The sequence below is a fragment of the Acidovorax radicis genome, from assembly GCF_020510705.1.
GTDB lineage: Bacteria > Pseudomonadota > Gammaproteobacteria > Burkholderiales > Burkholderiaceae_C > Acidovorax > Acidovorax radicis_A.
This window is the reverse complement of the sequence record NZ_CP075184.1, coordinates 2,471,319-2,493,417: the sequence shown is the minus strand read 5'-3', so window position 1 is coordinate 2,493,417 and position 22,099 is coordinate 2,471,319. Positions and strand designations below refer to the sequence as shown.

At 60.7% G+C, this 22,099-nt stretch carries 14 protein-coding genes and 1 tRNA gene; 4 read left to right on the top strand and 11 right to left on the bottom strand.

Annotation, left to right across the window (positions count from 1 at the left end; translation table 11 throughout):
• The first annotated feature begins 229 nt into the window (after positions 1-229).
• A complete protein-coding gene (locus KI609_RS11420; protein WP_226450359.1) occupies positions 230-1,612 on the top strand; it encodes a lytic murein transglycosylase in 1,383 nt (460 codons plus the stop codon).
• Between the two features lie 9 nt (positions 1,613-1,621).
• Here KI609_RS11420 and KI609_RS11415 read toward each other — a convergent pair whose 3' ends face one another.
• The 4 genes from KI609_RS11415 to dnaE all read right to left on the bottom strand — a co-directional run bounded on the left by KI609_RS11415 (position 1,622) and on the right by dnaE (position 8,617).
• The gene (locus KI609_RS11415) at positions 1,622-1,882 is read right to left on the bottom strand and encodes a DUF2789 family protein (RefSeq protein ID WP_226450097.1); all 261 of its coding nucleotides are present in this window, start codon (positions 1,880-1,882) and stop codon (positions 1,622-1,624) included.
• A gap of 330 nt (positions 1,883-2,212) precedes the next feature.
• Positions 2,213-4,561, bottom strand: a complete 2,349-nt coding sequence (clpA, locus tag KI609_RS11410; protein WP_226450095.1) for an ATP-dependent Clp protease ATP-binding subunit ClpA — start codon at positions 4,559-4,561, stop codon at positions 2,213-2,215.
• Positions 4,562-4,618: 57 nt separating this feature from the next.
• Positions 4,619-4,987: an ATP-dependent Clp protease adapter ClpS gene (gene clpS, locus KI609_RS11405; protein ID WP_226450093.1), complete on the bottom strand. Its 369-nt coding sequence runs from the start codon at positions 4,985-4,987 to the stop codon at positions 4,619-4,621.
• Positions 4,988-5,083: 96 nt separating this feature from the next.
• A complete protein-coding gene (dnaE, locus tag KI609_RS11400) occupies positions 5,084-8,617 on the bottom strand; it encodes a DNA polymerase III subunit alpha (RefSeq protein WP_226450091.1) in 3,534 nt (1,177 codons plus the stop codon).
• A 200-nt stretch (positions 8,618-8,817) separates the two neighbouring features.
• Between dnaE and KI609_RS11395 the strand changes: the two genes are divergently transcribed.
• The gene (locus tag KI609_RS11395) at positions 8,818-9,615 is read left to right on the top strand and encodes an outer membrane protein assembly factor BamD (RefSeq protein WP_226450089.1); all 798 of its coding nucleotides are present in this window, start codon (positions 8,818-8,820) and stop codon (positions 9,613-9,615) included.
• On the opposite strand, the gene KI609_RS11390 is transcribed toward KI609_RS11395, so the two are convergent.
• Positions 9,578-11,626: an ATP-dependent DNA helicase gene (locus KI609_RS11390; protein ID WP_226450087.1), complete on the bottom strand. Its 2,049-nt coding sequence runs from the start codon at positions 11,624-11,626 to the stop codon at positions 9,578-9,580. The two genes, KI609_RS11395 and KI609_RS11390, sit on opposite strands and share 38 nt — an antisense overlap.
• Positions 11,627-11,937: 311 nt before the next feature.
• Here KI609_RS11390 and KI609_RS11385 point away from each other — a divergent pair, with 311 nt between their 5' ends.
• The gene (locus tag KI609_RS11385) at positions 11,938-12,744 is read left to right on the top strand and encodes a PP2C family protein-serine/threonine phosphatase (RefSeq protein WP_226450085.1); all 807 of its coding nucleotides are present in this window, start codon (positions 11,938-11,940) and stop codon (positions 12,742-12,744) included.
• A gap of 114 nt (positions 12,745-12,858) precedes the next feature.
• On the opposite strand, the gene KI609_RS11380 is transcribed toward KI609_RS11385, so the two are convergent.
• The 5 genes from KI609_RS11380 to KI609_RS11360 form a co-directional block, all read right to left on the bottom strand.
• Positions 12,859-13,584 carry a hypothetical protein gene (locus KI609_RS11380; protein WP_226450083.1) on the bottom strand — a complete coding sequence of 242 codons (726 nt, stop codon included), beginning with the start codon at positions 13,582-13,584 and terminating at the stop codon, positions 12,859-12,861.
• Positions 13,581-14,678 carry a cell division protein ZapE gene (gene zapE / locus KI609_RS11375; protein WP_226450081.1) on the bottom strand — a complete coding sequence of 366 codons (1,098 nt, stop codon included), beginning with the start codon at positions 14,676-14,678 and terminating at the stop codon, positions 13,581-13,583. Before zapE ends, KI609_RS11380 begins: the two co-directional genes overlap by 4 nt.
• Before the next feature lie 81 nt (positions 14,679-14,759).
• A complete protein-coding gene (gene lpdA / locus KI609_RS11370; RefSeq protein ID WP_226450079.1) occupies positions 14,760-16,187 on the bottom strand; it encodes a dihydrolipoyl dehydrogenase in 1,428 nt (475 codons plus the stop codon).
• 90 nt (positions 16,188-16,277) lie between these two features.
• Complete coding sequence (odhB, locus tag KI609_RS11365; RefSeq protein WP_226450077.1) at positions 16,278-17,546, bottom strand: 2-oxoglutarate dehydrogenase complex dihydrolipoyllysine-residue succinyltransferase; 1,269 nt, start codon at positions 17,544-17,546, stop codon at positions 16,278-16,280.
• A 58-nt stretch (positions 17,547-17,604) separates the two neighbouring features.
• A complete protein-coding gene (locus KI609_RS11360) occupies positions 17,605-20,484 on the bottom strand; it encodes a 2-oxoglutarate dehydrogenase E1 component (RefSeq protein WP_226450075.1) in 2,880 nt (959 codons plus the stop codon).
• 243 nt (positions 20,485-20,727) lie between these two features.
• Here KI609_RS11360 and KI609_RS11355 point away from each other — a divergent pair, with 243 nt between their 5' ends.
• Positions 20,728-21,789 carry an AI-2E family transporter gene (locus KI609_RS11355; protein ID WP_226450073.1) on the top strand — a complete coding sequence of 354 codons (1,062 nt, stop codon included), beginning with the start codon at positions 20,728-20,730 and terminating at the stop codon, positions 21,787-21,789.
• 225 nt (positions 21,790-22,014) lie between these two features.
• Here KI609_RS11355 and KI609_RS11350 read toward each other — a convergent pair.
• A tRNA-Lys gene (locus tag KI609_RS11350) sits at positions 22,015-22,090 on the bottom strand.
• Between the last annotated feature and the right edge of the window lie 9 nt (positions 22,091-22,099).

The following is a 22,099-nucleotide window of genomic DNA, read 5'->3' as shown; positions in this document are numbered from 1 at the left end:
GATTTAGTGTCATTTTGACCCCAGGCGCTTGTATATCAAGCGTCAACAGCTATCAAAATAGTAGTAAAAAGCACGCTATTTCGCTTCACGCCGTGATACACCTGCCGCGCGGCAGACACGCCGCCGCGCGGGACAATAGCGCATGCCTCGTACCTTCCCCACACATCGCTCCGCCACGCGCCACTTCACATTCAGACAGATCGGCGCCCTCAGCGCTGTCAGCGCCCTCATGGTGACGCTGACGCTGGTGGGCTGCGCCACGGCCCCGGGCTCAGCCAGCCGCCCCGCCGCAGAGCCCACCCCACCACCGGCGGGGGTGCCGGTTGCACCTGATGCATCCTATGCGCCCGCCCCCACTGCCACGCACGTTGCGCCAGCACCCACCCAAAACGCCGCCCGCCAGATTGCAGCCGCTGCCAACGCGACGCCCGCCCCCGCGGTGGACCACATCGCAGGCTTTACGGCGTGGAAGACCTCCTTCATGGCACAGGCACTGCAGACAGGCATCCAGCCCCAGACGGTGCGCAATGTGCTGGCCAATGCGCAGTGGCAACCCCGCGTGGTGGAGCTGGACGGCGCACAGCCCGAATTCACCCGCACGCCCTGGGCCTACCTCGACAGCGCCGTATCGGCACAGCGCATCGCACAAGGGCGCGCCAAGCTGGCCGAATACGCGGTACCGCTGCAAGGGGCTGCCGACCGCTATGGCGTGCCCGCAGAAATGATCACGGCGATATGGGGCATGGAGAGCAACTACGGCAGCAATTTCGGCACGTTCCGCACCGTGGACGCCCTGGCCACGCTGGCCTATGAGGGCCGCCGCCGGTCATGGGCCCAGAGCGAGCTGCTGGCAGCGCTGCGCATCATCGACCAGGGCGACATCACATCTGAACGGATGATCGGCTCGTGGGCCGGCGCCATGGGACACACGCAGTTTCTTCCCTCGGTGTTTTTGGCCCATGCGGTGGATGCAGACGGCGATGACCATCGAGACATCTGGGGCAGTGTCCCCGATGTGGCGGCATCCACAGCGGCCTTCCTGGCAGGCGAAGGCTGGCGCCGTGGGGAACCTTGGGGGCGTGAGGTGCGGCTGCCACCGGGTTTTGATTACGCGCGGGCGGAGCTGAGTGTGCGCCAGCCTTCTGGCAAGTGGGCGGCTGAAGGCGTGGTGGCCATGGATGGACAGCCATTGCCCGCACTGGACAGCACCGCCATCGTTGCGCCCGCCGGTGCGCGCGGGCCGGCATTTCTGGTGGGACACAATTTTCGAACGCTGCTGCGCTACAACAATGCGCTGACCTATGCGCTGGGTGTGGCGCAGCTAGCGCAGCAAATCGGCGGCGGAGCCCCCATTGCTGCAGACTGGCCCCGCGACCTGGAGCCGCTATCGCAAGCGCAGATACAGACCCTGCAGTCCGCGCTGAATGCACGCGGGTTCGATACAGGCCACCCGGATGGCGTCCTCGGCCCTGCCACCCGGGGGGGATTGCGGCGCTACCAACAAAGCGAGGGGCTGGCGGCAGATGGCTATGCGACGATGGATTTGCTGAACAGGCTCACCGAGTCATCCCAGCCCGTGCTGGGAACGCCGGTTTCGCAAGATTTGCGCTGACCGGGCGAACTACAACGCCGCTCTGGCGGCGTGCTCTGCATCGGAATGCAGCGACGTGCTCAATTGGTCCACGATCACGGACCAAGGAGCATCGGATTTGAGCTGATCCAACAAGAGCTCGCGCTGCGATGCACTCCAGTACGCAGCATCGCCAATCGGTACGGCGGTGGGCAACTGGTGGCTCTTGATGAATTGAGCGATGCCCTCTTCGGTGGCGTCCAGACCGAGTTGCAGGAAAAGATGGGTCATGGTGGGTTCGGTCGTGATCATGAAAACTCCTTGAATGAGAAAGTCAAAGCAGCCGCAGCAGCCAAGGCGATAAACATAGCAGCTTGGCGCGCATCACCACACCTGCCATCGCCGTATTCATCGCGGTTTGCTCAAGAGGCGCCTTGAGCCTGCGGGGCGGGCACACGCCATCTGGCACCGTTTGGCGGCATGCGCTGACACAATGCACGCCACCACCTGTTGTATTTGGCACGTCGCCAACGAGACTTCGGACGAAAAAAAGCCAGCCATGGTTGAGATGGCTGGCTCGGTCCCTGTGGGGACTGTCTACGCGATGGCGCGGCCTTTAAAAACAGCGCCCTGGGTCTCTCCTCAGTCGGCGGTGGCCTCTTCGGGCTCGGCAGGCTCGGACTTGGCCGCACGCTCGCGCTTGGGCAAGGGCTGGATGTCAAGCAACACCTCGGAGGTTTCCACGCCCTTGTCGTCGGTCTTGACCTCGATATCCACCGTCAGGCGCCCACCTTCGGTAAGGCGACCGAACAGCAGTTCGTCGGCCAGCGCACGGCGGATCGTGTCCTGAATCAGGCGCTGCATCGGACGGGCGCCCATCAGCGGATCGAAGCCCTTCTTGGCCAGGTGCTTGCGCAGCGTGTCGGTGAAGGTGACTTCCACCTTCTTCTCGGCCAGCTGCTGCTCCAGCTGCAGCAGGAACTTGTCCACCACACGCAGGATGATCTGCTCGTCGAGCGCCTTGAAGTTGACGATGGCGTCCAACCGGTTGCGGAACTCGGGCGTGAACAGGCGCTTGATGTCGCCCATTTCGTCGCCCGCTTGCCGCGGATTGGTAAAGCCAATGGTCGCCTTGTTCATGGTCTCGGCGCCCGCATTCGTCGTCATGATGATCAGCACGTTGCGGAAGTCGGCCTTGCGGCCGTTGTTGTCCGTCAGCGTGCCATGGTCCATGACCTGCAGCAGCACATTGAAGATGTCCGGGTGCGCCTTCTCGATTTCGTCGAGCAGCAACACCGCGTGCGGCTTCTTCGTGATGGCCTCGGTCAGCAAACCACCCTGGTCAAAACCGACGTAACCCGGGGGCGCGCCGATCAGGCGACTCACGGCATGGCGCTCCATGTACTCCGACATGTCGAACCGGATCAGCTCGATGCCCATGATGTAGGCGAGCTGCTTGGCCGCCTCGGTCTTGCCGACGCCCGTGGGGCCGCTGAACAAGAACGAGCCGATCGGCTTGTCGCCCTTGCCCAGACCCGACCGCGCCATCTTGACCGCACTGGCCAACACTTCGAGGGCCTTGTCCTGGCCGAACACCACGCTTTTTAGGTCGCGTTCCAGCGTCTGGAGCTTGCCGCGGTCGTCGTTGGAGACATTGGCGGGCGGAATGCGCGCGATCTTGGCCACGATCTCCTCGATCTCGGCCTTGCCAATGGTCTTCTTGCGCTTGCTCGGCACCATGATGCGCTGGGCAGCACCGGCTTCATCGATCACGTCAATCGCCTTGTCGGGCAGATGGCGGTCATTGATGTACTTGGCGCTCAACTCGGCCGCAGCCTGCAGGGCCGCCGCAGCGTACTTGACGCTGTGGTGCTCTTCAAAGCGCGACTTCAGGCCCTTCAGGATGTCGATGGTCTCTTGTACCGTGGGCTCGACCACGTCCACCTTCTGGAAGCGGCGCGACAGCGCAGCGTCTTTTTCGAAGATGCCACGGTATTCAGTGAAGGTGGTTGCACCGATGCACTTGAGCTGGCCGCTGGACAGCGCCGGCTTAAGCAGATTGGACGCATCGAGCGTGCCGCCCGAGGCTGCGCCCGCACCGATCAGGGTGTGGATCTCGTCAATGAACAAAATCGCGTTGGGCTTGTCCTTGAGCGACTTGAGCACGCCCTTGAGGCGCTGCTCGAAATCGCCGCGGTATTTGGTGCCCGCCAGCAGCGCGCCCATGTCGAGCGAGTACACAACGGCCTCGGCCAGGATCTCCGGCACGTCGTTTTGCGTGATGCGCCAGGCCAGGCCCTCGGCAATCGCCGTCTTGCCCACACCGGCCTCGCCCACCAGCAGCGGGTTGTTCTTGCGGCGACGGCACAGGATCTGGATCGTGCGCTCCACCTCGTAGTGACGGCCGATCAGCGGATCGATCTTGCCATCCTTGGCCGCCTGGTTCAGATTCTGGGTGAACTGCTCCAGGGGCGAGGCCTTTTCGTTGCGTTCGGAGCCGCCACCTTCTTCGCCTTCGGCCTGGCTCTCGGCCTTGGCGGGCTCTGGGGGTTCACCCTTCTTGATGCCATGGGCAATGAAGTTGACCACATCCAGGCGCGTCACACCCTGCTGGTGCAGGTAGTAAACGGCGTGCGAGTCCTTCTCGCCAAAGATGGCTACAAGCACGTTGGCGCCTGTCACTTCCTTTTTGCCGTTGCCTGTGGATTGCACATGCATGATGGCGCGCTGGATCACGCGCTGGAAGCCCAGCGTGGGTTGTGTATCCACCTCGTCGCTGCCGGCAACCTGTGGGGTGTTGTCTTTGATAAAGTTCGACAACGATGAGCGCAGATCATCGATGTTGGCCGAACAAGCGCGCAGCACTTCTGCTGCGCTGGGGTTATCGAGCAGTGCAAGCAACAGATGCTCCACGGTGATGAACTCGTGGCGCTGCTGGCGGGCCTCAACAAAGGCCATGTGCAAGCTGACTTCCAGTTCTTGGGCAATCATATGAACTCCTTTGTGCTTGCGTGGAAGGGATAACTGTAGATCGGGGCGAAAAACCTGTTATTCAACAGGCTCACTGACACATTGCAGTGGGTGGCCCGCCTTGAGGGCTGCATCGAGCACCTGCTCCACCTTGGTGGCTGCCACATCGCGCGAGTACACGCCGCACACGCCTTTGCCATCGAGATGGATCTTGAGCATGATTTGGGTGGCCTGCTCACGGTCCTTGCTGAAAAACTCCTGCAAGACCACGATGACAAACTCCATCGGCGTGTAGTCGTCATTGAGCATGACCACCTGGTACATCTGGGGCGGCTGGGTCTTTTGTGTGCGCCTCTCGAGCACGACCGAACCGCCATCATCCCGCGCGGGCCGGGTGACCGACGGTGCGGCAGGGGGTTGAGGTGGTTTTGTTGCCATGAAAATCATTCTAGCGATCCGCGCGGCAGGCTGCCGCAAGAGAAGCTGGTTGTTACCCCGGTATTTTTCAAGCCGTGGTGTGCAAGTTTTTATTGCCGGCACCAGCTACTCGTACACCACGGTCGCAGAACCGGAGCCTGCCTGTGCCGTCCACGCGGCCAGCGCTGCGTCTGTCGGATAAAAACGAGCGCTTTCTCCCAGTTGCAGCTCAGCCACCGCAGCAGCATCTTCCGCAGCGCACCGCACGCCCATGCGCACGCGCAGGCCATGCACCAACTCGCCCTCGGGGACCTCTTCGCGCCGCGCAGGAAAATCGCGCACCAGCCGCGGAACATCGGGAGCTTTGTCCCCCACAAGCACATGCAGGTATTTCCCAAACCGGCACCGTGCGCCCGCCAGATCCCACACCTGCTGCACCTTCACCCGCAGGCCGCCGCTGAAATGGTCCAGTTGCAGCCGGCCCATCATCACCACGAACTCATCCTCTTTCAGTTCGTTGCGATAGGTATTGAGCAAGGCCTCATCAGCGGAAGCTTCGATGACCGCAGACTTGTCATCCAGCTTGAACAGGGCCAGCTTGCCGCGCTGGCCGTTAATGACACGGAAGTCGCTGATGATGCCCGCCAGAATCTGCGAATCGCGGCTGTCCAGCAGCTCGTCGATCTGGGTGCGCACAAAGCGACGCACTTCCGAGGCCACTTCATCGAACAGGTGGCCGGACAGGTAAAAACCCACCGCCGTCTTCTCCAGCGTGAGTCGCTCCTTGACGCCCCAGGGCACGGCGTCGACCAAATCAGGCTCCTGGGTGCTGGAGCCATGGGCGTCGTCGCCCATCATGTCAAACAGCCCCCCTTGATTGACATTGGCCAGCGTCGCTGCCGCAAAGTCAAATGCCCGGTCAATGGAGGCCACGAGGGCCGCACGGTTGAGGTGGATCGAATCAAAGGCACCGGCCTTGATCAATGCTTCCACCGAACGTTTGTTCATGCGCGCCTTGTCCACACGCAGACAAAACTCAAACAAGCTCTTGAAGGGGCCGGTGGTGGAGCCCTGCGGCCCGTCGCCCCGCCCTTCGCGCGCAGCCACGATCGCCTCGATGGCCTGCTGGCCTGTGCCTTTCACGGCGCCCAGGCCATAGCGAATGATCTTGTCGGTCACCGGCTCGAACCGGTAGCGGCCACGATTGACATCCGGCGGTTCAAACGTGAGCCCCATCTTGTGGGCATCTTCGAACAGCACCTTGAGCTTGTCGGTGTCGTCCATTTCCACGGTCATGTTGGCGCAGAAGAACTCCGCCGTGTAATGCACCTTCAGCCAGCCGGTGTGGTACGCCAAGAGCGAGTAGGCAGCCGCATGCGACTTGTTGAAGCCGTAGCCCGCGAATTTCTCCATCAAGTCGAACACTTCGTCAGCCTTTTCCTGGCTGATGTTCTTTTCTGCTGCGCCCTTGCGGAAGATCTCCCGGTGCTCGGCCATCTCCTCGGCCTTCTTTTTGCCCATGGCACGGCGCAGCATGTCGGCACCACCCAGGCTGTAGCCTCCCAGGACCTGGGCAGTCTGCATCACCTGCTCCTGGTACACCATGATCCCGTAGGTCTCTGACAGCACGGGTTCCACCAGGGGGTGCGGGTACTCCACCACTTCCTTGCCGTGCTTACGGTTCACGAAGCTGGGGATCAGGTCCATGGGCCCCGGGCGGTACAGCGCGTTCAGCGCAATCAGGTCTTCCAGTCGGCTCGGCTTGGCCTCTTTGAGCATGCCCTGCATGCCACGGCTTTCAAACTGGAACACGGCTTCGGTTTTACCCTCGGAGAACAGCCGGTAAGTCGGACCGTCGTCCAGCGGAATGGTTTCGAAGGTGAAGTTTTCTTGCCCCTTGTGGCGTTTGGCAATGAACTCGCGCGCAATCTCCAGAATGGTGAGCGTGGCAAGACCCAAAAAGTCAAACTTCACCAGGCCAATGGCCTCTACGTCGTCCTTGTCGTACTGGCTCACTGCAGACTCGCTGCCCGGCTGTTGGTAGAGCGGACAAAAATCCGTCAGCTTGCCTGGCGCGATGAGCACCCCCCCCGCGTGCATGCCGATATTGCGCGTCATGCCTTCGAGCTTCTGGGCCATCTCGATGACCGTTTTGACGTCTTCCTCCTTGCGCACTCGCTCGTAGAGCAGGGGCTCCAGTTCCAGCGCGTAGTTGTTCTTGTCCCCTTCTTTTTTCGGGTCTGGCGGGTACTGCAGGGTGTAAGACATCCCCGGCTTGCCGGGAACCAGCTTGGAAATGCCGTCGCAGAAGGTGTAGCTCATGTCCATGACGCGGCCCACGTCGCGGATCGCCGCCTTCGCAGCCATGGTGCCGAAGGTTGCAATCTGGCTCACCGCATTTTTGCCGTACTTGTCCTTGACGTAGTCGATGACACGGTCACGGTTGGACTGGCAAAAATCGATGTCAAAGTCGGGCATGGACACCCGCTCGGGGTTCAGAAACCGCTCAAACAGCAGGTTGTATTCCAGCGGGTCCAGATCGGTGATCTTGAGCGCATAGGCCACCAGCGAGCCCGCACCGGAGCCTCGCCCAGGCCCGACGGGGCAGCCATTGTTCTTGGCCCACTGGATGAAGTCGCCCACGATCAGAAAGTATCCTGGGAAGCCCATTTTCAAAATGGTCCCAATCTCGAATTTCAGGCGCTCCTCATAGCGCGCGCGCTGCCGGTCGCGCTCTGTGGTGTTGGGGTACAGCAACTCCAGCCTCGCTTCAAGCCCTTCGAAAGACGCAATGCGAAAGTATTCTTCGATCGGCATCCCGTTGGGGGTAGGAAAGTCTGGCAACTGCGGTTTGCCAAGCACCAGAGTAAGGTTGCATCGCTGCGCGATTTCCACCGTGTTGGCGATGGCCGATGGCAGGTCCGCGAACAGCGCCTGCATTTCTGCCGACGACTTGAAATACTGGTCCCGGGTGAACTTGCGCACCCGGCGGGGGTTCGCAAGGATCTCACCTTCGGCGATACAGATGCGGGCTTCATGCGCCTCATAGTCATCCGCTGCAGCAAACTGCACCGGGTGCGTGGCAACCACTGGCAGGTTCAGCCGTGCCGCCAACTGAGCGGCGGCGAGCACATGGCTTTCATCATCCACACGGCCCGCACGCTGCAGCTCAATATAAAACCGGTGCGGAAAAATCCCCGCCAGCCGCAATGCGATATCCGCGGCACCGGATTCGTCGCCTTTGAGCAGCGCCTGACCCACCGGGCCCGCCTGAGCTCCCGCCAGGGCAATCAACCCTTCGGAAAGCTCCTCCAGCCAGGCCCAGGTGCATAGGGCCAGGTTCTTGACGACGTTGCGCGTCCAGGCGCGGGCCAACAACTCGGACAAATTGAGATAGCCCTGGCGACTTTGCACCAGAACGATGACGCGCGACGGAGCACCGCCGCCCTCGGCCTCCAGAAAAATCTCCGCGCCAAGGATGGGCTTGACTCCTTTGCCCCGGGCTTCCTTGTAAAACTTGATCGCACCAAAGAGGTTGTTGAGATCCGTGATGGCAAGCGCAGGCTGTCCGTCCTGGGCAGCGGCCTTGGCCACCTTATCAATTCGATTGGTTCCGTCAACGACGGAAAACTCGGTGTGCAGGCGCAAATGAACAAACATGAAGCCATTGTAGAAAGCCCTGAACGCCTCCGCGCAAAAGCCGCACCGTCAGCGCCCATGGCCGGCACTGCCCGCCAGTACAATGGCTTTTTGCGCCCTGGGTGGCGCTGCGAGAAAGTCGGCACGCAGGTGAAAAACACTTGCGGCCTGACAACCGTCGCGTCCACCTGTTGTCCCTTTTGCCGAGAAAGCTGCTTGCAATGTTGCGTGCCCCCCTGCCCCTCGTTTCCGCCCTGCTATTTGCTGGTTTGCTGGCGGGTTGCGCCAACACCAAAGACGACCCTACCGCGGGCTGGAGCCCCAATCGCATCCACGCGGAAGCCAAGGACGAACTGGACAGCGGCGCTTATGACAAAGCCGTCCCGCTGTTTGAAAAGCTCGAAGGCCGTGCGGCAGGAACCCCTTTGGCACAGCAGGCACAGATCGACAAGGCCTACGCACAATACAAAGGCGGTGAAAAGGCCCAGGCGGTCGCCACCCTTGATCGCTTCATGAAGTTGCATCCCGCCAGCCCGGCACTCGACTATGCGCTGTACCTCAAGGGCCTGGTGAATTTCAACGACAACCTCGGCCTGTTCTCGTTCATCTCTCGACAGGATCTGTCGGAGCGCGACCAGAAAGCCGCCAAGGACTCATTCGAAGCCTTCAGCGAGTTGGTCACCCGTTTCCCGGAGTCGCGTTATGCACGGGACGCGCAGCAACGCATAACGTACATCGTCAATTCCCTGGCGCAATATGAAGTTCACGTGGCACGGTATTACTACCAGCGCGGCGCCTATGTGGCAGCCATCAATCGGGCCCAGTCTGCCCTGGCGGACTACCAGAACGTTCCAGCGCTGGAAGAAGCGCTGTACATCCTGATTCAATCCTACGATGCACTGGGCATGGCGCAACTGCGCGATGACACGCGCCGCGTGATGGAAAAATCCTATCCTGGCAGCGCCTACGTGACCGGCGGTTTCAAAGGCAAATCGGATCCGTGGTGGAAGGTCTGGTAAGTGCCAGCAAAGCGGTATTGAAGTCCTCGGCAGAATCGAGCCGCCGCATGGGAGGCAACGCAGCCAGCAGGCGTTTGCCATAGCCCATGGTAACGAGTCGGGTGTCGCCCACCACCAAAATGCCCCGGTCCGATTCTCTGCGGATCAGACGGCCAGCTCCCTGTTTGAGTGCCACCGCCGCTTCAGGGAGCGCATAGGCGGTAAAGGCCTTCCCTCCGGCGATCTCGATGCGACGAATGCGCGCCTCGACCAGGGGGTCTCCAGGTGGCGGAAACGGCAACTTGTCAATCACGACCAACTCAAGCGCATCGCCTGGGACGTCAAACCCCTCCCAGAAAGTGGCCGACGCCACCAACAGACAGCCTGGCCGGCCAGCACTCGCCCCCTCACGGAAACGCTCCATCAGTCGCCACTTGGGCCAATCGCCCTGCACCAGCACTTCCAGCGCCCCAGGCCCCGTAAAACGTGCCTTGAGTACATCGCCAATGGCTCGCAAGGCCTTGAGCGTTGTCGTGAGAACCAAGGTGCGCCCTCCCAGTCGCCCCGCAGCATCTCCCACCCAGTCGGCCAGTTGGCGGCTGTGCGACGGATCGGAGGGCGACGGCAAATGCCGCGGCACATGCAGTGCGGCCTGCAACGCATAGTCAAAGGGGCTTTCAACGCGCAACACCTGGGCGTCTTCCAGTCCGGCAGGCTCGGTAAACCAAGTCAACCGCTCGTCAGTGCCCAAGGTGGCAGACGTGAAAATCCATGCCCGGCCTGGTCCCCCGGAGGACTCTTCGGGCCACCCGTCCTCCTCTGCCGCCACTGAGGGCGCCGCCAGCACGCGGGCACGCATCGCTTGAGCAATGTCCAGAGGCGACTCAATCAGCCGCAACTGCGCCCCCACATCCAACCAGCGGACCCCATCAGCGGTGCACGGGCCAGCAAAACGAGCCAGACGCGCCAACAACTCCGCCCCCCGCTCGTACAAACGCACAAAATCGGGGGAAATTTCGCTGACGGTGTCGAGCGCTTCCTGCGCTTGTGCGCAGGCCACTGCCACACCGCGCAACGCGTCCTGCCACCCTTGCGCGGGGACCCCTTCGGGGATTTCATCCATCCAACGGATCTTGGCGCCACGCGGCGTGGCCTCCACCGCCAAACGCAGATCCCGCGCCGACAACTCTACGTGGCGGGATAGCGCAAGCCAGTCGGCCAATCCACGCGCCTGGTCAAACCCCGCCGCGAGCACGTCACGGCTGAAATCAAGCAGTTGCCCTGTGGAGAGGTTCAGCCCCAAAAACTGCACCCCGGTTTCGTTGATCTGGTGCGCCTCATCAAAGACCACCACGCGCACTGTAGGCAACAACTCGGCCATGCCCGACTCTCGCACCGCCACATCCGCAAAAAAAAGGTGGTGATTGATCACCACAATATCGGCCGCCAGCGCCTCGCGCCGCGCGATGTGCACGTGGCACTCCCGAAAATTGGGACACTGGGAGCCCAGACAGTTTTCGCGGGTGGAGGTAACCAGCGGAATCACCGGCGAGCGGTCATCCAGCCCTGTCAATTCAGCCAGGTCGCCTGATAGGGTGCTGTGGGACCACTCGCGCACCTTGGTCAGCACGCGCGCCACACTGCGCTCATGTGCGGGCATGTCGTGACACGCTTGTTTCATGCGGTGCAGACACAAATAGCTGGCGCGCCCCTTGAGCAACGCTACGCGCACCGGCAGGCCAAGTGTCTGAACCAAACGCGGTAGATCACGCGCAAAAAGCTGGTCCTGCAACGCTTTGGTGGCCGTAGCGAGCAGCACCCGCTCACCACTGAGCAACACGGGCACGAGATAAGCAAACGTTTTGCCGACGCCCGTGCCCGCCTCCACCACCAGTGCACCACCCTTCTCGATGGTGACCGCCACCGCCTGGGCCATCTGGGTTTGCCCGTCGCGCGGCTGAAATTGCGGATCGGCCCGCGACATCACGCCGTCACGGGCAAATACCTCCGAAACCATGGCGGCCAGACTCATGAGTCCCACTCTTGCGGGGCCAGCTCACGCCCCACCCGGCGCGCTGCGTCGCGCAATACCGGGCGGTGCTTTTTCAAGTGCGGCGAAATCAACCCGTCACATGCGCCAAAAGGCGGAGGGTTTCCAATCCGAGCGACAGTGGCCGTTGGCTCTGTGCGCAATGCGATCCATTGGCGTTGGGGTAATTGAAGGCGGGGTTTCAAGGTAGGGGCGCACCAGGGATGGCAAAAATGCCACAGGCGCGCAGATAATACGCGTTTGACCTGTATTACACGACGAGCGTTTGTGCACACGCCTTCACAATCATTCCCATGACCAAAGCGTTCCGCCTCATCGCATCCACCGGCATCCACAAGGGTGACCGTGAATATCAGCAAGATCAGGTCGCCTTGATCTCCCATGAGCGGCACAACGGCTGTGTGCTGGGCGTGATTGCCGATGGCATGGGTGGGCGCAGTGGCGGGCGCAAGGCTTCCGACCAGGTCATGATGACTGCCAGGCAGCTGTTTGAACGCTATTCGCCCGATACGGATGACGCGGCAGCAATGCTCAAAAGCATGGTTGAAGAAGCCCACATCGTCATCCGGCTCACGGCCATCTCGGCAGAACAGGAGCCCCACAGCACGATTGCCGCGTTCCTCATCAACCCCCGCGGCGACTGTCACTGGGTGCATGCAGGTGACTCGCGCATTTACCATTTTCAAGGTCCGAGAATGGCATTTCGTAGCAGCGACCACTCTTACGTGCAGGCGCTGGTCGACCGGGGTGAACTGACCGAAGCGGAGGCCAACAACCACCCGCACTCCAACATTTTGGTCGGGTGTCTCGGCACCGAGAGTGATCCGCCCATCACCACCCACGTGATTCCCCAGCTGCAGCCTGGGGACGTCTTGCTCGCCTGCAGCGATGGCGTATGGCATTACTTTTCACCGACGGAACTGGCCTCGGTGGTGGATTCACTCTCCCCACGCGAAGCCACGGAGTTTTTGATTGACAAAGCCCGCTCCCGCGCACGTGGGGGCGGCGACAACCTGTCGCTGGTTGTCGTCAAAATCGAGGCCCTGGTAGAAGAGAAAAAGATCGCCCGCCTCACCCCCGTCGATCTCGGCCGCGTTTGAAATCACGGTGCGGGCCGGCGTGGGCCTTCACCCACTTGCAAAAAGAGCGCGAGCAACAAAAGGCGGGTGTTGCTTTACGCGGCGTTGCGCTGTGAACGCCATGAATCTGCAACACTAACGCTGAAAATCGGGGGCGGGCAGCGGTGCAGCAGGCTTGAGCCCCTGCGCGGCCGCATCGGCACTGGCTTTTTCTACCCGAGCGCGGCGTTCTTGCGCCGCTTTGAGCGCCTCTGCATGCCGCTCGCGTGTTTTGGCTGCACGCTCTGCGTTCGAGGCGGCACGTGAGGCCTGCTCCGTGGCTTGTGACTGAGCACGTTCACGCTGCTGTTGCGCCCGCTGCTGGGCAGCATGGTCGTGCTGCGTTTTCACATCATCCGGACCAGGTTGCCCCTTGCGCACCTTGGCATCGCCCTTTTTACCACCAGGCGGCGGGGTGGGGACGGCATTCTGCTTTTCTTCGATGGCGCGCAGGCGCTCGGCCGCTTTTTCGCGGCGTTCGGCATCGTTGAGTTCCACCTCCTGCGAGCGCAGAGCGCTCTCGACGTCCCGCACCTTGGCACGCACGCCGCGCAAACAATCTTCCACCGCAAACCGCTTATAACAAGCAGCCTCATCCCGCTGGCGGCCTGCGGCCAACGCTGCACGCTCACGGGTGATGCGTGCGTGCTCGGCTTTGCGGTGTGCTGCTGCCGCAGATGCCGTAGGGTCATTGGTCGGTGTACCGGCTGGGGCGCCTGCATCCGCACCGCCGACGAGGCTCTCTGCCTGCCCTGCGATGGGAGCGGCCGTCAACACCAGAAAAAGCGCAGCGGCCACTAGCGACCAACGGATCATCGTCATGTGAGTCCTGTATCTACGGTACGCCGCTCCAGCGACAGAAATTCCTTGGACTGCATCTCGTTCAGCCGCGAGACAGTTCGAGGAAACTCGTGCGCTAGCGGGCCTTCGGTATAGAGTTGCTCAGGGAGCACCGCCGCCGACATGATGAGTTTGACGCGCCGGTCATAAAGCACATCCACCAGCCACGTGAAACGCCGTGCAGGCGATGCCATGCTCACTGGCATATGGGGCACATCCGACAACAGCACCGTGTGGAACTGCGTTGCGATCTCCAGATAATCGTTTTGCGAACGTGGCCCTCCGCAAAGGGTCCTGAAGTCAAACCAGACCACGCCACCCGCCTTGCGGCGCGACCGGATCTCGCGGGCTTCGATGTGCAGCACAGGGTCTTCGTCGCGCACTTCGGCCAATTGGTCAAACGCCTCATTCATCTGCGCATCGGCCTGCGGCCCCAGCGGCGTGTGATACAGCTTCACCTGTTCGAGCGTACGCCGACGGTAATCGGTGCCGTTGTCCACGTTGACGACTTCAAGCCTTTCGTTCAACAACGCAATGGCTGGCAAGATGCGGTCGCGGTGCAAACCATCCGGATACAGATCGTCAGGTTTGAAATTGGATGTGGTGACAAAACCCACACCATTCTGGAACAGCGCCGCCAACAAGCGGTGCAAGATCATGGCGTCAGTGATGTCCGCCACGTGAAACTCATCAAAACAGATGAGTTTGTAGCGCTTGGCAATGCGCGCGCCGAGCACATCCAACGGGTCTACCGTACCCTGCAGGCCAGCGAGTTCGCGGTGCACCTCGCGCATGAACTCGTGAAAGTGCAAGCGCACCTTGCGCTTGAGGGGAACCGCGTTGAAAAAGCACTCCATCAGAAAGCTTTTACCCCGCCCCACCCCGCCGTACATGTACACACCCCGTGGAATATCCGGGCGGTTGATCAGCTTCTTGAGCGTATTGGAGCGTTGTGCTTTGTACGCAGCCCAGTCATCCGCGCAGCGTTGCAGGGCATCTACCGCACGCAGCTGCGCTGGGTCACTTTGGTAGCCTTTAGCGGCCAACTCGGCCAGATAAGCCTGTTTGACAGTCACGTGATGGATGCTCTGATACTATGAATTCAATAGCTGCTAGCGCTTATTTGATAAGCGCTAGCGCCCTTTTTTGTTCAAAAATCAGAAATTCAGCGTGCGCTTGTCCACGGCCAGGGCCGCTTCCTTGGTGGCTTCGCTCAAGCTAGGGTGCGCGTGACAGATGCGCGCGATGTCTTCGCTGCTGGCCTTGAACTCCATGGCCACCACGGCTTCAGAGATCAGCTCGCTGGCCTGTGGGCCCACGATGTGCACGCCCAGGATTTCATCGGTCTCGGCATCGGCCAGCATCTTGACCATGCCGGTGGTGTCGCCCAGCGCACGTGCGCGGCCATTGGCCAGGAACGGGAAGGTGCCGGCCTTGTACTTGACGCCGTCGGCCTTGAGCTGCTGCTCGGTGCGGCCCACCCAAGCGATCTCGGGGCTGGTGTAGATGACCCAGGGCACGGTGTTGAAGTTGACATGGCCGTGCTGGCCGGCAATGCGCTCGGCCACGGCAACGCCCTCTTCCTCGGCCTTGTGCGCCAGCATCGGGCCGCGCACCACGTCGCCCACCGCCCAGATGCCAGGCAGGTTGGTCTTGCAGTCGGCATCCACCACGACGGCGCCGCGCTCGTCCAGGGCCAGTCCCACGGCTTCAGTGTTCAGACCGATGGTATTGGGCACGCGGCCAATGGAGACGATGAGCTTGTCCACGTCCAGCGACTGGGCTTCGCCCTTGGCGTTGGTGTAGGCGATGCTCACACCCTTCTTGCCGGTCTTGATCTCACCGACCTTCACACCCAGTTCGATCTTGAGGCCCTGCTTGTCGAAGGCCTTCTTGGCTTCCTTGGCGATCTGCTCGTCCACAGCGCCCAGGAACGTGGGCAGGCCTTCGAGGATGGTGACTTCGGCACCGAGGCGGCGCCACACCGAGCCCATTTCGAGGCCGATCACGCCCGAGCCGATGAGGCCGAGCTTCTTGGGCACTGCGCCCACGCGCAGCGCGCCGTCGTTGGACAGCACCAGTTCTTCATCGAACGGCGTACCGGGCAGCGCACGGGCGTTGGAGCCGGTGGCGATGATGATCTGTTTGCCGGTCAGCAACTCTTCGGCGGCGCCTGCCACCTTGATCTCGTAACCGCCTTCAACGGCCTTGGTGAACGAACCACGGCCATGGAAGAAGCTAACCTTGTTCTTCTTGAACAGGTACAGGATGCCATCGTTGTTTTGCTTCACGACGGTGTCCTTGCGGGCGATCATCTTGGCCACATCCATCTTGACGCCGGTGGCCGTGATGCCGTGCTCGGCGAAGTGCTTGTTGGCGTGTTCGAAATGCTCGGACGACTGCAGCAGCGCCTTGGAGGGAATGCAGCCCACGTTGGTGCAAGTGCCGCCAGGTGCGGGGCCACCCTTCTCGTTCTTCCACTCGTCGATACAGGCCACGTTGAAGCCCAGCTGGGCGGCGCGGATAGCGGCAATGTAGCCACCAGGGCCACCGCCGATGACGATCACATCAAATTGTTTGCTCATGGGAAATCTCGTTCAGTCTGTTGGAGAAAGACCCACCGGCGGGCAGGACCAGAGGCCGGGCCACGCGGGTGGGTCGATACGGTTCAGGGCTTAGATATCAAACAGCAGGCGCGAAGGATCTTCCAGCGCCTCCTTCATTGCCACCAGGCCCAGCACGGCTTCGCGGCCGTCGATGATGCGGTGGTCGTAAGACATCGCCAGGTAGTTCATCGGGCGAACGACGATCTGGCCGTTTTCGACCACAGCGCGGTCCTTGGTGGCGTGCACGCCCAAAATAGCGGACTGGGGCGGGTTGATGATGGGGGTGGACATCATTGAGCCGAAGGTGCCGCCGTTGGAGATGGAGAAGGTTCCACCGGTCATTTCTTCAATACCCAGCTTGCCTTCGGCCGCCTTCTTGCCGAATTCGGCGATTTTCTTCTCGATGTCGGCAAAGCTCATCTGATCCGCATTGCGCAGGATGGGCACCACCAGGCCACGGGGCGAACCCACGGCGATACCGATGTCGAAGTAGCCGTGGTAGACGATGTCATTGCCATCGACCGAAGCGTTGAGCACGGGGTACTTCTTGAGGGCATGCACAGCAGCCTTCACGAAGAAGCTCATGAAGCCAATCTTCACGCCATGTTCTTTGGTGAACGCGTCCTGGAACTTCTTGCGCATGTCCATCACAGGGGCCATGTTCACTTCGTTGAACGTGGTCAGGATGGCGTTGGTCGATTGCGACTGCAGCAGGCGCTCTGCCACACGGGCACGCAGGCGGCTCATGGGAACGCGTTGTTCTGGGCGACCGCTCAGGTCTTCCTTACCTGCGGGGGCGGCTACCTGTGGCAATACCTTGGTCGGCACGCCCGTCGGGATCACGCTCGGAGCGACGGTGGCCTTGGCTCCGCCGGCCACGGCGCCCAGCACATCGCCCTTGGTCACGCGGCCATCCTTGCCCGTGCCGGCCACCGAGGAAACCGACAGGTTGTTATCAGCCAACAACTTGGCGGCAGCAGGCATCGCGACATCACCCTTGTTGCCGCCCACAGGCGCGGGTGCTGGGGCAGGAGCCACTGCAACAGCAACAGGCGTAGCCGCCGCCGCTGCTGCGGGTGCTGCTGCACCGGCCTTGCCTTCGGTGTCGATCTTGGCAATCAACTGTTCGGCCACCACGGTGGCGCCGTCGCCCTGAATGATTTCGGTCAACACACCAGCGGAAGGTGCTGGCACTTCCAGCACCACCTTGTCGGTTTCGATTTCGATCAGGATTTCGTCCACGGCCACGGCATCACCGGCCTTTTTCTTCCAGGTGAGCATGGTGGCTTCAGCCACGGATTCCGACAGTTGGGGGACTTTGACTTCTACGATAGCCATTTTGAATTCTTTCAGAAGGGGGTTTTGTTCTGGTCTGTTGACGTTCGGGTAGCTGGCCTTACTTGGTCAGGACAAAACCCTTGAGTTTGGCAAACGCGCCATCCACCAGCGCCTTTTGCTGTTCCTGGTGCAGGTGCGAATAGCCCACCGCTGGCGATGCCGACGCAGCCCGGCCGGAGTAACCCAGCTTCTGGCCTTCGAGCATGTTCTCGTGGATGTAGTGCTGCACAAAGAACCAGGCGCCCTGGTTTTGCGGCTCGTCCTGGCACCACACCACGTCGGTGGCATTGGGGTACTTCTTGAGTTCGGCCGCAAAAGCCTTGTGAGGAAATGGGTACAGCTGCTCGACGCGCAGGATGGCCACATCATCATCTTCGCGTTCTGTACGCTTTTTCACCAGGTCGTAATACACCTTGCCAGAACAAGCGATCACGCGCTTGACCTTGGCGGCCTTCTTGGCGATTGCTTCATCCTGCTCAGGGATCACCGTCTGGAAGCTGCCCTTGGTGAACTCGGACAGCGGCGAGGTGGCGTCCTTGTTACGCAACAACGACTTGGGCGTCATGATGATCAGCGGCTTGCGCAGATCACGCACCATCTGGCGGCGCAATACATGGAAGATCTGGCTGGCGGTGGTGGGTTGAACCACCTGCATGTTGGCATCAGCCGACAGCTGCATGAAGCGCTCCAGACGCGCAGAACTGTGCTCCGGGCCCTGGCCTTCATAGCCATGTGGCAGCATCAGCGTGATGCCGTTCACACGGCCCCACTTCACCTCGCCCGAGGCAATGAACTGGTCGATCACGACCTGCGCACCGTTGGCAAAGTCGCCGAACTGCGCTTCCCAGACCACCAACGTATTGGGGTCGTTGGATGCGTACCCGTATTCGAAGCCCAGCACGGCCTCTTCCGACAGGATGGAGTCGATAACGACAAACGGCGCCTGGTTTTCGGCCACGTTCTGCAGAGGCACATAAGTGCCGATATCCCACTTCTCGCGCTTTTGGTCATGGATGACCGAGTGACGGTGTGTGAACGTGCCGCGGCCGCAGTCTTCACCCGACAGGCGCACCGGGTAGCCGCTGGCTACCAAAGAGGCAAACGCCATGTGCTCACCCATGCCCCAGTCCACGGGGATGTCGCCACGCCCCATCGCTGCGCGGTCGTCATATACCTTCTTGACCAGTTGGTGCGGCGTCACGCTGTCAGGGATGGTGGTGATCTTTTCGGCCAGACGCTTCCATTCAGCCATCGGGATAGCCGTATCACCAGCGTCCGTCCACTTTTTACCCAGGAACGGGCTCCAGTCCACCGCGTACTTGCTCTTGAAGTTGGTCAGCACAGGGTCTACTGTGTGCTTGCCAGCATCCATGGCGGCGCGGTATGCCTTGGCCATATCGTCGCCCAGGGTTTCGCCCAAGCCTTGTGCCGCCAGCTTGTCGGCGTACAGCTTGCGCGTGCCGGGGTGCTGGCCGATCTTCTTGTACATCAGCGGCTGGGTCAGGGCAGGAGTGTCCTGCTCATTGTGGCCAAGTTTGCGGAAGCAGATGATGTCCACGACCACGTCTTTGGCGAACTCCATACGGAACTCAAGGGCGAGCTGAGTGGCCAGCACTACGGCCTCTGGATCATCTCCGTTCACGTGCAGCACGGGCGATTCGATCATCTTGACGATGTCGGTGCAGTACAGCGTGGAGCGGGTATCGCGCGGATCGGAGGTCGTGAACCCGATCTGGTTGTTGATGATTATGTGTACCGTGCCACCCGTGGAATAACCACGGGTCTGGGCCAGCGCAAGGGTTTCCTGATTGACGCCCTGACCGGCAAAGGCAGCGTCGCCGTGCACCAGAACAGGCAGCACCTGCTTGCCATGCGGGTCGGCGCGGCGGTCCATACGCGCGCGCACCGAGCCTTCAACGACGGGGTTCACAATTTCGAGGTGGGACGGATTGAACGCCAGCGACAAGTGAACCGGACCGCCGGAAGTTGTCACGTCAGAGCTGAAGCCCTGGTGGTACTTCACGTCACCAGAAGGCAGGTCTTCAGGGGCGGTATGGTCGAACTCGGCAAAAAGGTCCTTGGGCATCTTGCCCATGGAATTCACCAGCACGTTCAAGCGGCCTCGGTGGGCCATGCCGATGACGATTTCCTGCACACCCTTGGCGCCAGCAGACTGAATCAGCTCGTCCATCGCAGCGATGAAACTTTCTCCCCCTTCGAGGGAGAAACGCTTTTGGCCCACATATTTGGTGTGAAGAAAACGCTCCAGACCTTCAGCGGCCGTCAAACGCTCAAGGATGTGTTTTTTCTTGTCAGCGCCAAAGCTGGGCTTGCTGCGAATGGCTTCAAGCTTTTGCTGCCACCAGCGCTTTTGATTCTGGTCGGTGGCATACATGTACTCGGCACCAATAGAGCCACAGTAGGTTTCGCGCAGCGCGTTGACCAACTCACGCAACGGCATGCTTTCTTTGCCGAAGAACGTGTTGCTGGTGTTGAACACCGTTTCCTGGTCGGCATCGCTGAAACCGTAGAACGAAAGCTCCAGTTCAGGAATTGCCGGGCGCTCTGTGCGTTTGAGCGGGTCCAGATCAGCCCAGCGCTGGCCCACGTTGCGGTACGCGGCAATGAGCTGCTGCACGGCGGTGCGCTTGCGGCCCAGCTCTGAGTCAGCGCCCGTAGCAACCACCACCTTGGTGCCGCCCTGCTTGGCGCGCTCGGCAAAAGCATTGATGACAGGAAGATGCGGGACGTCTTTGGCGTTGCTGCCGTCCGCAGCGGGAACGTGCTGGAGTGCGTCGAAATACTCGCGCCAGTTGTCAGGCACGCTGCCAGGATTTGCCAGGTAGTTTTCGTACATCTCTTCGACATAGGGCGCATTGCCGCCGAAAAGATAGGTATTGCCTTGGTAGGCTTGATAGACGGACGTCGTATCGCTCATATTCCGCTGACCTCCGCTTTCCTTGGGAAAGCATTAGCTGGTTGAGAAACCTTCCGCGTCACGGCTGAACCGGTTGGCGGATGCGACTGTGGCTGGGGAAGGGCCTTGGTACAAGCCGGTATTGTGCCACTGAACCGCATTCACCCTTATCCGGGTTCGTTTTGTCACGCATCGACCAGCACGCGCAGCTCGCCCCTGCAACGCCTCGCGTACATTCCAACCATCCTCATTTGCCTCACCAACATGACACCCCACCACCTGCAGGACAAAGCCTTCTTACTGCTGCTGATCGCCGTCACCATCGCGTTCGGCGCCATCCTATGGCAGTTTCACGGCGCGGTATTCTGGGGCGTCATCTTGGCGATCCTGTTCGCCCCCCTGCACCGCAGGCTTCTCAAGAAGATGCCTCAACGCCCGACCCTCGCTGCGCTGTGCACCTTGGCTCTGTGCCTGATCGTTGTGATCCTCCCCCTCACAGTCATCGCCGTTTCACTCGTCCAGGAAGCATCAACCATCTATGAGCGGGTACGTTCAGGTCAAATTAATTTTGGCCTTTATTTTCAGCAGGTGATCGCTGCCATTCCTGTCTGGGCTGTCGATCTGCTGGATCGACTGCACCTCACAAGCGTCGCAGAACTGCAAGAGAAGCTGTCGTCCGTTTCTGTGCAGGCGAGCCAGTTTTTGGCGACACGTGTTTTGACCGTGGGGCAAAACACACTGGAATTTGTCGTGAGCTTCAGCATCATGCTGTACCTGCTGTTCTTTCTGCTGCGAGACGGTGCGAGCCTTGCTTTACGCATCGGACAGGCAACGCCACTGAACGAGGCCCACAAAAGGCAACTGATTGAAAAATTCACCACGGTCATCAGGGCTACCGTTAAAGGAAACATCGTGGTTGCGGCCTCCCAAGGCGCATTGGGTGGCATGATCTTCTGGGCGCTAGGCATCCAGGGCCCCGTGCTCTGGGGCGTTTTGATGGCCTTCCTGTCACTGCTGCCAGCGGTAGGCGCAGGGTTGATCTGGGTGCCAGTTGCCATCTATTTTCTGGCCACGGGTGCAGTCTGGCAGGGCGTTGTGCTGAGCACATTTGGTATCTGCGTCATCGGGCTCGTCGACAATGTTTTACGCCCTATCCTGGTAGGGAAAGACACCAAACTGCCTGATTACGTCGTGCTCATCTCTACCCTCGGAGGCATGGCGCTGTTTGGCCTGACAGGTTTTGTTATTGGGCCCGTTATTGCGGCACTATTCATCGCATGCTGGGACCTTTTTGCGCCCAAACATGCAAGCCCCACCACCAGATAGTGCTGGGACTGCGTTGTGGCACTTCGTCAACTCGTCTTGACCACACGATTAGGACAATGGGTGCTCAACGCATGCAGGTCAGGCTGAGGCCGGGCCTTTCCGCTGGCCTGGCAAAGGCCTTGAGACGCCGCGAAACAAGCCGAGCGATCACCAAAACAAGCGACATACCCAAGAAAAAAGCACCTAGGCATCTCTGCGCTAAGTGCTTTTTTCGCAACTAAAACTTGGTGGGACGTGCGGGGGTCGAACCCACGACAAACGGATTAAAAGTCCGCTGCTCTACCAACTGAGCTAACGTCCCGGTCATTGC